Here is a 14,518-nt window from a genome sequence, read left to right as displayed (position 1 = left end):
GCAACTTAAAATCTATAACCTAAAGAAATACCAAATCTTCCAATAATTTCATTTTGAAAAAAGTCTTCATCATTATTACTATTGGTAAGGTTTCTTCCAATTCCTAAATACACTTCTGTTGTAAATCCTGATTTAGTAGCAAATTTTCCACCAGCAGAAATACCCAAAGCAAAGGAAGTTTCAGTTTTTATATTTTCGGTATCATTAAAAAAGTATTCAATATCTTGATACGTATTCAACATACCAAAACCTTCAATAAAAAAACCTCTAGCATAAGAATTTTCAGAAAAAAACCATCTATAATATGGAGTTATAGAGAATTTTTTAGGAAAACCAACATCATCATTTCCATATTCTGAAAAATTGTAAAATACAGCAACACCAGCTGAAGATTCTGAATTTAGTAACCTTTCATAAGACAGATCTATAGAAGAAAATGCAATTAAGTTAAACGCATTAATCTTAATCTCGTGATTTTTATTGATATCCTGTGGATCCTTTTCTTCTTCTTTTTCTTGAGCAATTGCAAATGTTGAAGCAAATAATAAAATAAGTAATGTAATTTTTTTCATGGTTGATTTTTTTTAATTTTAAGTTAATTAACTTATCAAAGAACGTACCAATATTTTTAGGTTTTCTTTTTTATAAGATTACAATAGTACATTTTATAGATGATAAAAAATAGAAAAGGTTGCGTTAATTATCTATCTAAATAAATGATTTAAAACATAGAAAGTCCTTCTGTAAGTATTTTTTTATTCTGTAAAGATTGATGATTTTCAATTTGAACAAAATTTTCATCTTCTAATTGAGTTGTAATTTTTATCTTTTCAAAAACATAAGCATCTTTATTTTCATCATTTAAAACAAATACAAACGCATTATTTTCATTTTTTAAAACAGCACTTTTTGGTAATGAAATTTCTTTATTTTCGCTATAAATTATTGATGCATCAATAAACATTCCTGTTATAAAATTTGTTTGCTCTTTATGATTTATGTGTCCATGCACTTTTATAGTTCTGTCATTATTTACAAAAGTACCCACTAAATAAACTTCAGCTTCAAAGCTTTTTGTAGATGCTTCTGGAATTTTGAATTCTATTTTTTGCTCTTTTTTAATCTTTAAAATATCTTTTTCAAAAACATTTAATTCCAAATGAATATGCTCCGTATTTATAATTTCTAGTACTTCATTTGCGGAAGAAATGTAAGAACCATTGCTCACATTTACTTTGGTTACAAATCCGTTTATGGGTGCATATAAGTTTATAGTTGATGAAATTTCACCCTTTTCAATTGTATTTGGATTTAGATGCATCATTTGTAATTTTTTACGCAAACCATTATATGTTGCTAAATTACTTTTGTAACTACTTTCGGCTTTTAAGTAATTTTTTTCGGAAGTTATTTGTTCATTATATAGTGTTTTCTGTCTTTCAAATTCATTTTTTAAATAGCTCAATTGTGCTGAAATCTCTAAATAATCTTGCTGAATTTCTACAAATTCTGGGTTTTGTAAAGTTGCAACTATTTGTCCTTTTTTTACTTTATCGCCAATTAAAAGTGGAATTTTAGTTACATAACCCCCCATAAAAGTACTTACACTTGCTCTGTTTTCTGGTGGAACATCAATTATGCCTGTTGTTTTTATAGTATTATAAAATTGATGTTCTACGAGCTCACCAAAAGCCATTTTTTCGCTTTCAAATTGTTGTTTGCTAATGGTAATTAAATTACTGTTTTCTGTTGTTTCTGAAACAGTTTCTATCTTTTTTTCTTGATTTCCGCAAGCAAAAAATAAAACTGATATTAAAAGTAGTGCTATATTTTTCATCTTTAAAAAGGATTTAAAGTTAAGTAGTTAATGTTGATAATTGTTTGGTTATAGGTGTTTAAATCTTCCAAATAAGAAAGTTCTATTTCTTTAGCAGTTTCAATACTTTGTAGATATTGAAAAAAGTCGATTTCGCCTTCTTTAAACGTTCTATTGGCAGTTTTTATAATTTCATTTTTTAGGTTTTCACCTTCATTATTATAGTAATTGATGCTTTCTTTATATTGATTTAAAGTTGCCAAAAGCGATTTATATTTCGCTTCTAAAACCAATTTATAGTTTTGTTCCTCAGCTTCTGCAATACTTTTAGAAATTTTTGAGGCTTTTATTTTTGATGAATTTCCAGAAAATAATAACGGAATTTTTAAACCAATTTGAAAACCAGTTAAGTTGTTGTTTAACAAATCGTTCGTGCCTTGAAAATATTCCAGACTAATATCTGGCAACAAACTTTGTTTCTCTAATTTATAAAGTGCTTCTTCGTAATTTTTGGCGTTTTCAAAATATTGCAAACCATCATTATTATTTGTTGCAATGGTTTGAATTTCTAAAACGGATACATTTTCATCAACAATCTCCAGACTTTCTACTTGTACAACAGCCTTTAGTTTTTCTTCGGATAAAATAACTTCTTGCAAAGCTTGTTTATAGAGTGTTTCTAATTGTTTTTGTTTCGATTTTGCTGTAATCATTTCTAAATAATTAGTTTCACCCAGCTCAAATCTACGCACTGCTTTTTTAGAAAAATCTTGGTACAAACCATCTAAAAAACCATAGGTTTTGGCCTTGTTTTTAGCATACACTAATTGATAATAGTTACTTGAAACTTCTTTTTTTAGTTGTTGATATTTAATATTGTATGTACTTTCTTCTAAAGTTACTTTTGTTTGATATACATTTTTATCAGCAAAATAAACTGTCGGAAATTTAAAATCTTGTGCAATTCCAAAAACACGCAAAGGTTGGTTGTTTAAGGCTAAATTATTTTCATCATAACTATAATAAATATTCGTTTTATCAAACGTAAAAGCATTTTTAACAAGTGCATTGCTTTTATCAATCTTTAAATTAGCCGCTTTTAAATCGGTATTATTTTTAATTGCCAATCCCAAAGTTTGTTCCAAATTTAGTTTTGTTTGTGCATTACTTTGTAACACAAACAAGAAACCAACAATTGTTAAAAGAGCTTTTTTATTCATTTTAAGATTCTTTTTTTCTTCAAACCAAGCATATAAAACTGGTAAAACAATTAAGGTTAATAAGGTTGCAGTAATTAAACCACCAATAACAACTGTTGCTAAAGGACGCTGGACTTCTGCACCAGCATTTGTAGAAATTGCCATGGGTAAAAAACCTAAAGCAGCAGCAGTTGCTGTTAAAATTACAGGACGCAAACGCTCTTTTGTTCCTTTCTTTATAAGCTCTTCAATGTTGTTAAAACCTTCTTTTTTGAGTTCTTTAAAATGCTCAATTAAAACGATTCCGTTTAAAACTGCAATCCCAAAAAGGGCAATAAAACCAACACCAGCAGAAATGCTAAAAGGCAAATCTCTAAGCCACAATAAATAAACGCCACCAACTGCAGAAAGTGGAATTACAACATACACCAACAACGCTTCTTTTACAGAACCAAACGCAAAATAGAGCAATAAAAATATCAATGCTAATGCAATTGGAACTACAATTAATAAACGTGATTTTGCACTTTGTAAATTTTCAAACTGACCTCCATACGTTATAGTATAACCTACTGGAAGTTTTAAATTTACATCAACAATAGTTTGAATTTCATTCACAACCGATTGTAAATCTCTGTTTCTTACATTAATTCCGACTACAATTCTACGTTTTGTATCATCTCTAGAAATTTGTGCAGGTCCAGTTGTGTAGCTAATTTCAGCCAATTCACTTAAAGGAATTTTAGTTCCATTTGGTGTGTCTACAAATAGATTTTGCAAACTAGCAATGTCTTTTCTGCTACTTTCATCTAAACGAATTGCCAAATCAAAACGTTTTTCGCCTTCAAAAACATTCCCGATAATTTTACCAGCAAACCCCATAGAAATCAGTTCATTTACATCGGCAATATTTAAATTATAACGTGCAATTTTATTTCTGTTATAGTTGATGCTCATCTGTGGCAAACCTTCTACTTTTTCCACAACAATGTCTGAAGCACCTTCTACATTCTGAATTAAATTTTTTAATTGGTCTCCTTTTTCTGCTAAAACAGCTAAATCTTCTCCAAATATTTTAATGGCAATATCTGCTCTAACTCCAGTAATTAACTCGTTAAAACGCATTTCTATGGGTTGTGTAAATTCCACTTCCATTTCTGGAATTATAGCCAATGCTTCTTTAAATTTGTCAGCTAATTCATCTTTGCTTTCTGCTGATGTCCACGTATCTTTAGGTTTCAATTTTATAATTACATCACTTTCTTCCATAGACATTGGGTCTGTAGGAACCTCTGCTGCACCAATTCTAGTAACAACTTGGTCTACTTCTGGAAAATTATCTAATAAAATCTGTTCAATTTTAGTAGTAATTTTGATGGTTTTTCCAAGGGATGTTCCCGTTTTTAAAACTGGCTGAATTACAAAATCTCCTTCATCTAAAGTTGGCACAAATTCACCACCCATTTTGCTAAACATCCAAATACTTGAAATTAAAAGCAAACTTGCAAAACCAACAACTATTTTTTTATGATGCAAAGACCAGTTGATAATTGGCGCATAAAAACGATTCAAAAAATTCATTATTTTTATTGAAATATTGTTTTTACTCGGTTTTTTTGGCTTTAAAAATAACGAAGAAACTACAGGAACATAGGTTAAACAAAGTAACATTGCACCAATTAAAGCAAAGCTAAAGGTAAGCGCCATTGGTTTAAACATTTTGCCTTCAACACCTTCTAAAGTTAAAATCGGAATAAATATTAGTAAGATAATTAATTGCCCAAAAATGGCAGAATTCATCATTTTTGATGCACTTTTTAGTGTAATTGAATCAATTTGTTCTTGTTTTGTAGATTTTTCTAAAAGCTGTAAATCATCACTTTTGGCAATAATGGTAAACGTAATATATTCTACAATAATAACAGCTCCATCAATTATAATCCCAAAATCGATGGCTCCCAAACTCATTAAATTGGCATCAATATTAAAAATGCTCATCAAAGAAATGGCAAATAATAAACTTAAAGGAATTACAGAAGCAACTACTAATCCAGAGCGAATATTACCCAATAATAAAACCACAATAAAAATTACAATAAGTGATCCTATAAGTAAGTTTTCTGAAATTGTGTAAGTTGTTTTGTCAATTAATTCGCTTCTTTCTAAAAATCCGTTGATAAAAACACCTTCAGGCAACGTTTTTTGAATGGAAGCAACTCTTTCTTTTACAGCATTTATAATGGTTTTGGAATCGCCATCTTTCAGCATCATAATCTGGCCAAGTACTTTTTCGCCTTCACCATTTCCTGTAATGGCTCCAAAACGAGTTGCACTGCCAAAACCAACTTTTGCAATATCTTTTATATAAATTGGTGTGCCATTATTTTGGACGATGATGTTGCCAATATCTTCTAAACTTTTTATCAAACCTTCTCCTCTAATAAAAAAAGCTTGGTTTGTTTTCTCAATATAACCACCTCCTGCAATGCTATTATTTTTTTCTAACGCCTCATAAATTTTGGAGACAGAAATATTCATTGCATTTAATTTGCTTGGATTTATGGCAACTTCATATTGCTTTAAAAAACCTCCCCAAGTATTTACTTCAACCACTCCAGGAATGCCTGAAAGCTGTCTTTTTACAATCCAATCTTGAATGGTTCTTAATTTAGTAACCGAATATTGATCTTTAAAACTAGGTTTTACGTCTAAAATATATTGATAAATTTCGCCTAAACCTGTTGTGATTGGCCCCATTTCTGGAGTGCCAAAACCTTCTGGAATTTTTTCTGAAGCAGATTTAATTTTCTCGGCAATTAATTGTCTTGGTAAATAGGTGCCTAAATCATCCTCAAAAACAATAGTAACTACAGATAAACCGAACTTGGAAACTGATCTGATTTCTGTAACTCCTGGTAAATTCGCCATTTCAAGTTCAACAGGATACGTTATAAATTGTTCCACATCTTGTGTAGATAAATTACGAGAAGTCGTAATTACTTGTACTTGATTGTTGGTAATATCTGGCACAGCACCAACAGAAATATGGGTAATTGAGTATACACCAAAACCACTTAAAAATGCTGTAAATAGAAAAATAAGCAGCTTATTTTTTAAGCTGAATTTTATAATGTTTTCTAACATAATTCATAAATATTTTATACATAATAAAGTCCTTGTTGATGCAACAAGAATAACTATCTAAAAAAAACTATGAATATTTTGGTGGTTGAAAAACAGTTGGTTTTTCAAAAAAGGAATAGGAATCTTTGTAGAAAAAAGTTGGTTTTAAGTTTAAAATAATATTTTTTTTGAGTTCAAAAACATCTATTTTAAAATCAAAAACAGAAATTAAATGATTAAAATTTTGTGAGCTTTCTTTAAAAGGTAAATCTTCATGTTCATCATGATTATTTGCGGTTAACAAATCTTCATCTCCATAATGTTCATAGAGAAATTCAAATAAATTATCTCCATATTTTTCTTGATGAAATTGCGCATGCTCTAACAACACCTTTAATTTAGCAAAAGACTCTAAATTAATGTTTAAGCTCTGAATAAGAATCAGGTTAGATATTAAAATTGCAATAATTTTCATCATTCTCTTACAAAGTAAGTACTTTTTTTTGATTAATTTAGGTTCGAAAGTTAATTTATAACCATTAAAAACTAGCTCTCAACTGTACACTTCCTGTATGAATTGCTCTTGAGTTTTCGCTTTTTCTACCTAAATAACTCAAATTTAAGTTTAAAAAGGAGTTTATTTTTCGGTTAAAAAGCAAATTCCATGTGTAATTTTGTCCTGCTTGTAAACCTTCTAACATTTGGTAGGCAACTGGTGTGTTTGTATCGCCAGTAAAATCATTTAAAAACACATTTACATTTGCAGAAATTTGGTTTTTAGCTTTGCTGATGTAAAAATATTCAACACCAAATTTTTGTTGATTCAAAACCTCAAAATCTTCCAATTGGTTTTCTTTCTTTTTAAAGTGATAAAAAGCCGAAAAGCGATTATTTTCATTGTATAAAAAACTTATTTTTGGATTGATTTCATTGGCATCAATTTCAAAATTTCGATTGATAAAATTTTCTGTTTCTAAACTGTTTGTAGCGGTTTTTGCTAATACATCTATCAACCAAAAATCAGCAAATTTATGCGCATATTCCAGTTGATGTAATTCGATGTTATTTTCTTGATTACCAATAAAATATTGTTGTTTTAATTGTGAGTTTCCATACGTGAAAGTTACACTATTTTTTTGCAAATCTTTATTGTAATACAAGCTGTTTCTGATGTTTAAATTCAAAGCAATTAAAGAGTTTTCATTAAAATCAAAAGGATTTAATTGAAACGAATTCGCAGTTCTTTCTTGCTCATTTTCTACGGATAAAAAACTTTGATTATAAAAGTGAGAAATGAATTTTTTAAACCCTTTTTCTTTGCTAAATTTTCTAGGATTTATAGTTATGGATTGACTCCATTTTGCACGTTGAGTGGCAATAAAACGCAAGTTTGGTCTTGGCAATCGTAAATAATTTGCTTGATCTTGAAAAAGTGCAATTTCAAACTCGTTAAAATCTTTTACACCATCGTTATTATAATCAATCCACGTATAAAAACCCAAACCAGGTTCTGTTTGTACATATACAAAATCTTGTCTGGCAACATTTCCTGATGATGTTTCGTAGACGGTTCCTAAATTGATAAAATTATCAAACAATTTCTGATTAAAAACCACTCTTGAGTTCAATGCTTTTTCATCGGTTGTAAAATTATTTTTTGTGATTCTGTAATTTGCAAACACACTTAAATTCGTGTTTTTATTTTTAATGAGTTTACTATTGATATAAAACGTTTTTCGGTTGTTAATTTCCGTAAAATGGTTTTGTTTTATACTATCGTTATTTCTGTAATTAAAACCAATTTTCGCAAAAATTTCTGTAGAATCTCCAATACCAACATATGCTTCATAATCTTTAAATCGATGACTTGTATTGATAAATTCATTGGTATTTACATTTTCTCTTAAATTGGTTTCAAAATTTATACGTGCACCAAACCAAGATTTTTTTAAGGAATGTTCGGCTTTTGCTATGGCTCTAAAAAAAGAATTATTTTCTAAATTAGACGAATTTGAAAGGAAACTTCCATCTAAAAAAAAGGAAGTTTTATGAGCGTTTATTCTCGATTTTAGTTCGTGTTTTATACCTTTAAAACTATTATCGTAGGTTAAATTATTAAATTGATAGGTTACAAAATCGCCTTTTTTATTGGTTAAGTTCAAGCCTGTTTGAAAGTAATTTTTGGTGGCATTGTTAGTTAAAATATTCCAATCTCTATTAAATTCTACAGATTCCCAACGTTGCAAACTTCTAAAATTTTTGTGTGCATATTCGTGGTTAATGTTTGTTGAGAGTTTCCACTTTTTATCAATTAAAACCTGTTCTAAACCAACTTTTATAGCAAGTGCTTTATTATCTTCATTATCAATTTCCGAAAATAAATTAGTATCGATATTACTAATGGCAACTTCTGTATTCATATTCGTTTTTTCTGAAGGATTGTAACCAGATTTTACCACAAAAAATTGCGATTTTGTGGGTGCAATTAAACGTACAATTGGGTTGTATTCTCCTAAATTTTCGCCAACAAATTCAAAAATAGTTCCAATTGCAATGGTTTCTTTAATGCTATAGTCACCATTATTTGCGCCAACATTTGTAAAGGTTACTGTAAATAATTCATCATCTGGATTGGTGGAATATTCAAAAACTTCTTCATTGCCAGTTATTACTTTTTTGTATAAAATTTTGTTTTCATTAAACGCATCTAAAAAAGCACTTTCAGAAACCATAGCATCTACATTGTTGCCAGCATTTGCCAAGATTTGTTGCTGTTCTGTTGATAAACTTTGTTGTAAAGGTTGATTTTTAGCATCATTTTCTGAGTAAAAATAACCTGCAATGTTAAATTTATCGTTTTCATATTCGGTTTTATTATACGTAACAAAACGTGTGTAATTTCTTTCTGCATATTGGAATTCCACAGTAATTCTCATATCGTTTGTAATAGGAAATGTGGTGTTGAATCTTATTTCGCCCAAATTATAATCCACAGTATAATCTTCGTTTTCGCCAGCTTTAATTTTAATACCATTTACATAGACATTTTCACTACCTTCAATAATTAAAATTACAGCTTCGTTATTTGCGCCAAAAAGTTTGTAAGGACCTTGATTGCCTTCTACACCCACAAATTTAAAATTATTGAATTTACCTCTTACAATTGCTCCAGATGCAGCAACTTTTAAATCGTTGTTTATATCTGCTTCAACCTCTAAACCAGAAACTTGTTTTTGAAAAGGTAAAAAGAACGTTTCTGTATTTTTAAGTGATAAATCTCCTGCTTTTACGCGCCAATTATCGGTAAACATTTCAATAAAAATTCGATCAAAATCTGTTAAATTTTGCGAAACTCCATTATCTTGAATGGGAATATTGGTATCGAAAATATTGGCTCTTAAGGTTACGTTTTGAGATAGTTTACCAGAAATTTCTAAATCTAAAGCCGAATTTGTAACTGCATTTTGATTGTTACCAGATGTAATTCCTCTAGTAATAAAACCTCTGGTTTGTAAGCCATCAAAAAGCTTTAAATCGGTTGCTTTTTTATTAGTGGTTAAACTGTATAATTGCCCTTGATTTGTATTATTTTGTAGAATTAATTTATCATCAAAAGGGCTGTAAACTTTGGTTAAAAAATCTGGAATTCTAAAATATTCAATAAAAATTTTTGGATATTTTTTTGAGTTTATAATTAAAACAGCGTTGCTAAAATCTATTTGATACTCTAAAGCAGGAATTGTTTTTTCTAAACGATCTAAAATTTTAAATTTCTGTGGATTTATGGCAACAGAATCTAATTGAATCGTATCTTTTTTTACATCAATAGTTCGTTTTCTAAAATCTGTAGATATTGTTTGCGATTGGATAGAAAATCCAACAAAAATCAATGCGAAAAAAAGATATTTTTTAAACATATAATACAATATGTACTGAACGTAAAAATATGTTTTTTAATATTTGAAACGTTTTTTAAATAAAGCAAACTTATATATTGTTTTATAAAAACTGATTTTTTCGCCACGAATTCACGAATTTTTTAAATATTTTATTATCACTCTTAAATAATTTCACAAATTTTAAAAAACCGTTGGTTTTTCATTAGTAAAATAAAATTATAGAATTTGAAAAAGAGAATTCGTGAATTCCTGGCTTTTATTTTTAGAACAGCGATTGTTGTTTTGTAGGATTTTCATGATTTAGCAACCATTGTTTTCGCCAAATACCACCTGCATAACCTGTTAAAGAACCATCAGAACCAATTACTCTATGACAAGGAATTACAATCCAAAGTGGGTTTTTACCATTGGCAGTTGCTACAGCTCTTATGGCTTTTACATCGCCTAAAGATTTGCTTTGTGCTAAATAATTGGTTGTTTTTCCGTATTTGATTTTTAATAAAGATTTCCAAACTTTTAGTTGAAATGGAGTTCCTTTTGGATTTACAGTCAAATTAAAACTAGCTCTTTTACCTTTAAAATATTCATCTAATTGTACAACACATTCTTGCAAACATTCAGGAACTGATGCTTTTAAATCGTTTTCAGAAATTGTACCATCATCTATAACAGAAACAGATTGAATTCCGTTAAAATCGCCAACAATTTTTGCGATTCCTATAGGTGTTTTTTGATATGTGGTTTGAGTTTTCAAATTATTTTATTGATAAAAGTCTACCCTCAATTCCGTAAAATAATCCAATATTTATGCTGTATCCCTTTAAATTGGGATTGAAATTAGAGTTACTAACAAAAATTCTAGCTCTAAAATAACTGTTACCTTCTTCTCTTAAATCAAAAATAGTTGGTGTAAAATTGACGGTTTTTTTACTTTTAAAATCAAAATTTAAACCAAATATTGAGGCACCTGCTGAGATTTCTTGCTTATCATCTTGATCTCCTGCTTCTCCAAAAAGCTGAACTCCATAACCTACAAAAGGTAAAATTCTAAACTTTTTTGATTCATAAACAGGATACCCAAAATAGCCATTCAATACACTTATTGTACTTTTTTCTCCTTTAGGAATTATTAAAGTATCATCAACTAAGTCTTTATTTAATTTGCTGTTGGTAATGTTCATATTTAATCCCATAAAGACTTTTTTATAAGAGAATTCAAAACCTAAAGAAAGTGCAATTGTATTGTTGAAAATTTCACTGTATTCATTACCATAAACACCAAAATCTACACCACCATATAAACCATAAGTCCAATTACTTTTTCTGTAATCTGGTATTTCAAAAATATTGGTGCTTGCTAATAGTTGTGTTGTTTTTAAAAGCCATTTTTCTGTTACATCTTTCTGAATTCCATAACTCCCTTCTTCTTGAAAATTAAGAATTTCACCTTCTAACTGATTTTTAGTATCGCTAAAAAGGGAATTTATATTAAAAATATTATCTATAGTATAAATTCTTTTTTGCAATTTTCTTTTGTGTATTTCAACAATATTAAAAATTACTTGATTATAATTTAAATGATGTTCATCTTTCAAATTATTATGAACATAAGATAAAGATTTATCAATATAGGCATCAGAAAAAACTCCAAAGTAAGTAATATCATTAATTACTTTTTTATCTGTTTGATACATTAAAACATACGCAAGATATGTTGGGTTATTTTGATTGGGCTTCCCTTGGAAATCCTCCCAAGTTAATTTGCCATCTTCCCAAAATTTTCTATATTCTTGAGAATTTATTGAAAAAGAACAGGCGAATAAAATTATCAATAAAAAATGTTTTTTCATCAGATTAAATATTAAAAACGTCTTTAGAATTTTGAGTAGTAATATCGGCAATTTCATCAAAAGACAGCTCGTAAATATCTACCAATTTATCAATTACTTTGGTAATGTAAGAAGATTCGTTTCTTTTTCCTCTAAAAGGTGTTGGCGCTAAATAAGGTGCATCTGTTTCTAAAACAATGTTTTTAATATCAATTTCATTCAAAAACTGATCGATTTTACCATTTTTAAAAGTGGCAACTCCACCAATTCCTAATTTCATATTATAAGAAATAGCTTGTTTTGCTTGTGCTAAAGTACCAGTAAAACAATGGAAAATCCCTCTTAAATCGTCGCTTTTTTCGGTTTCTAAAACTTCGAAAATCTCATCAAATGCATCTCTACAATGAATAACGATAGGTAACCTTTTTTCTTTTGCCCATTGAATTTGTGTTCTAAAAGATTCTTGTTGTTGCCGCAGAAAACTTTTATCCCAATATAAGTCGATACCAATTTCGCCAATGGCAAAGAAATCTCTTTTGTCTATCCATTCTTTTACGTGCGCCAATTCTTCTTTGTAATTTTCTTTAACGGATGTTGGATGCAAACCCATCATCAAAAAAACATCATTAGGGTTTTCTTTTTCTAAAGAAAGCATGCTTTCTGTGTAACTAGAATCGATTGCAGGAATAAAAAAGCGAGAAACACCAGCTTCTTTTGCACGTTGAATCATCGTTTTTCTATCATTATCAAATTGTTCTGAATATAAATGAGTGTGAGTATCTGTAATCATTAAATAGGATTATTTTCTGCTTGCAAAACTACTAAATACTTTATAAAATTAGGTTTCTGAACGCTAAACTTTGAACTGCGAACTTTAAACCTTGAACTTGAAACTTTACGTATCTTTGCATAAAATTTAGAGAATGACTTTTAAAGATTTAGATTTATCAAATCAACTGCAATATGCTATTGACGATTTGGGATTCGAAAACCCAACACCTATTCAAGAGCAAGCTTTTTCTGTGGTTAGATCTGGTAAAGATGTTGTAGGAATTGCGCAAACAGGAACAGGAAAAACTTTTGCGTATATGTTGCCAATTTTACGCGATTTAAAGTTTTCTAAACAAAAACATCCAAGAGTTTTGGTTTTAGTACCAACTCGTGAATTAGTTTTACAGGTTGTAGATGAGATAGAAAAACTATCAAAATACATAAATGTTCGTGTTTTGGGAGTTTATGGAGGAGCTAATATCAACACTCAAAAACAAGCAATTTTACAAGGGCAAGATATTATAGTAGCAACTCCTGGACGTTTATACGATTTAGGTTTAAGCAATGCTTTGAAGTTAAAATCAATTCAAAAATTGGTGATTGATGAAGTAGATGTGATGCTAGATTTAGGTTTTCGTTTTCAGTTGATGAACATTTTTGATATTTTACCAGAAAGAAGACAAAATGTTTTGTTTTCTGCAACTATGACTGAAGATGTAGCTTTTTTAATTGATGATTTTTTTAAAAATCCAGAGAAAATTTCTGTGGCTGTTAGTGGAACTCCATTAGATAATATTGAGCAAGTTTCTTATAATATTCCTAACTTTTTTACGAAAGTAAACTTGTTGCATCATCTTTTAAGTGATAAAGAAACGTATAATAAAGTATTGATCTTTGTTGGTTTTAAAAGGACTGCAGATTATTTATTTAAGCAATTAGAAGAAGTTTTTAACGATGAAATGTGTGTAATACACTCTAACAAAACTCAGAATTACAGAATACGATCTATAAAACAGTTTGATGAAGGTAAAAACAGAATTTTATTAGCAACAGATGTCATGGCTCGAGGTTTAGATTTTGATAATGTAAGTCATGTTATTAATTTTGATACGCCAGATTTTCCTGAAAATTATATGCATAGAATTGGTAGAACTGGTCGTGCAGAAAAAGTTGGAAAAACAATTTTATTATCTACAGAAAAAGAGCAAGATTCTAAAGCACAAATTGAAACTTTAATGGATTATAAAATTCCAGTTTTGGAATTACCAGAAGATGTAGAGGTTTCAAAGTTGTTAACTGAAGATGAGCGCCCAAAAGAAGATCATGAACAATCTAGAAACAGAACCAAAGTAGAATATGTGCCTGGAGCTGCTTTTCATGAAAAGAGTGAAAAAAATAGTAAAGTAAATTTAGGAGGTTCTTATAGAAGAGAAATTGCTAAGAAATATAAGAAGCCTAAAACAAGAGGAGATAAAAATTATAACAAACGAAATAAGAAGTAGTAATGCAGATTTTAACAGCACAAGAATTGCATAATTTAGGGATGAATATAGTAGGAGAGAAGCTCGAAAAAATGGGGTATGAATTCCAAGCTATAAATAGCCAGTTAAAAAGACATCCGCAATTTGTTTTGTTTAAAAAAGGCGAGCCAACCATTTTTGTATTGGTAAAAGTTTCTAATAACATTCAAAATCCAAATGAATATGATACAATTTGGATGGAAACTTTTAAAAATCATGCAAAAAAACAAAATGCTAAAGTTTGGTTTGCAGGCGTAGGAATTGCCAATGCAGAAAGTGTGGAAAATCCTATATTCAAAAATCAACCTTATTATGTGGCTTTTGAAGATTTTTTGAAGATTTTGGAATAATTTGTTAAGTA

At 29.1% G+C, this 14,518-nt stretch carries 10 protein-coding genes; 2 read left to right on the top strand and 8 right to left on the bottom strand.

Annotated features, from left to right (window positions below; genetic code table 11):
* Window positions 1-5 precede the first annotated feature (5 nt).
* The 8 genes from P161_RS0104715 to P161_RS0104680 all read right to left on the bottom strand — a co-directional run bounded on the left by P161_RS0104715 (window position 6) and on the right by P161_RS0104680 (window position 12,656).
* Window positions 6-572 carry a DUF3575 domain-containing protein gene (locus P161_RS0104715; protein ID WP_026775898.1) on the bottom strand — a complete coding sequence of 189 codons (567 nt, stop codon included), beginning with the start codon at window positions 570-572 and terminating at the stop codon, window positions 6-8.
* A 149-nt stretch (window positions 573-721) separates the two neighbouring features.
* Window positions 722-1,837, bottom strand: a complete 1,116-nt coding sequence (locus tag P161_RS0104710) for an efflux RND transporter periplasmic adaptor subunit (protein WP_026775897.1) — start codon at window positions 1,835-1,837, stop codon at window positions 722-724.
* A gap of 2 nt (window positions 1,838-1,839) precedes the next feature.
* On the bottom strand, window positions 1,840-6,159 hold the full coding sequence (locus P161_RS0104705) for a CusA/CzcA family heavy metal efflux RND transporter (protein ID WP_026775896.1): 4,320 nt from the start codon (window positions 6,157-6,159) through the stop codon (window positions 1,840-1,842).
* A gap of 67 nt (window positions 6,160-6,226) precedes the next feature.
* Window positions 6,227-6,616 carry a hypothetical protein gene (locus P161_RS0104700; RefSeq protein ID WP_026775895.1) on the bottom strand — a complete coding sequence of 130 codons (390 nt, stop codon included), beginning with the start codon at window positions 6,614-6,616 and terminating at the stop codon, window positions 6,227-6,229.
* A gap of 61 nt (window positions 6,617-6,677) precedes the next feature.
* Window positions 6,678-10,055 (bottom strand): hypothetical protein, encoded by a 3,378-nt coding sequence (locus P161_RS0104695; RefSeq protein ID WP_026775894.1) that lies wholly within the window; start codon window positions 10,053-10,055, stop codon window positions 6,678-6,680.
* A gap of 244 nt (window positions 10,056-10,299) precedes the next feature.
* A complete protein-coding gene (locus P161_RS0104690) occupies window positions 10,300-10,791 on the bottom strand; it encodes a methylated-DNA--[protein]-cysteine S-methyltransferase (RefSeq protein ID WP_026775893.1) in 492 nt (163 codons plus the stop codon).
* Between the two features lies 1 nt (window position 10,792).
* Window positions 10,793-11,887: a hypothetical protein gene (locus tag P161_RS0104685; protein ID WP_026775892.1), complete on the bottom strand. Its 1,095-nt coding sequence runs from the start codon at window positions 11,885-11,887 to the stop codon at window positions 10,793-10,795.
* 4 nt (window positions 11,888-11,891) lie between these two features.
* Window positions 11,892-12,656 (bottom strand): TatD family hydrolase, encoded by a 765-nt coding sequence (locus P161_RS0104680; protein ID WP_026775891.1) that lies wholly within the window; start codon window positions 12,654-12,656, stop codon window positions 11,892-11,894.
* 133 nt (window positions 12,657-12,789) lie between these two features.
* Here P161_RS0104680 and P161_RS0104675 point away from each other — a divergent pair, with 133 nt between their 5' ends.
* Window positions 12,790-14,139, top strand: a complete 1,350-nt coding sequence (locus tag P161_RS0104675) for a DEAD/DEAH box helicase (RefSeq protein WP_026775890.1) — start codon at window positions 12,790-12,792, stop codon at window positions 14,137-14,139.
* 2 nt (window positions 14,140-14,141) lie between these two features.
* On the top strand, window positions 14,142-14,507 hold the full coding sequence (locus P161_RS0104670; RefSeq protein ID WP_026775889.1) for a hypothetical protein: 366 nt from the start codon (window positions 14,142-14,144) through the stop codon (window positions 14,505-14,507).
* Window positions 14,508-14,518 lie beyond the last annotated feature (11 nt).

Source organism: Polaribacter sp. Hel_I_88, from assembly GCF_000687935.1.
GTDB lineage: Bacteria > Bacteroidota > Bacteroidia > Flavobacteriales > Flavobacteriaceae > Polaribacter.
This window is presented reverse-complemented; position numbering and strand designations above follow the sequence as displayed.

Coding starts and splice junctions, on each gene's coding strand:
- P161_RS0104715 (WP_026775898.1), bottom strand. CDS start 572: ATGAAAAAAATTACATTACTTATTTTATTATTTGCTTCAACATTTGCA.
- P161_RS0104710 (WP_026775897.1), bottom strand. CDS start 1,837: ATGAAAAATATAGCACTACTTTTAATATCAGTTTTATTTTTTGCTTGC.
- P161_RS0104705 (WP_026775896.1), bottom strand. CDS start 6,159: ATGTTAGAAAACATTATAAAATTCAGCTTAAAAAATAAGCTGCTTATT.
- P161_RS0104700 (WP_026775895.1), bottom strand. CDS start 6,616: ATGATGAAAATTATTGCAATTTTAATATCTAACCTGATTCTTATTCAG.
- P161_RS0104695 (WP_026775894.1), bottom strand. CDS start 10,055: ATGTTTAAAAAATATCTTTTTTTCGCATTGATTTTTGTTGGATTTTCT.
- P161_RS0104685 (WP_026775892.1), bottom strand. CDS start 11,887: ATGAAAAAACATTTTTTATTGATAATTTTATTCGCCTGTTCTTTTTCA.
- P161_RS0104680 (WP_026775891.1), bottom strand. CDS start 12,656: ATGATTACAGATACTCACACTCATTTATATTCAGAACAATTTGATAAT.
- P161_RS0104675 (WP_026775890.1), top strand. CDS start 12,790: ATGACTTTTAAAGATTTAGATTTATCAAATCAACTGCAATATGCTATT.
- P161_RS0104670 (WP_026775889.1), top strand. CDS start 14,142: ATGCAGATTTTAACAGCACAAGAATTGCATAATTTAGGGATGAATATA.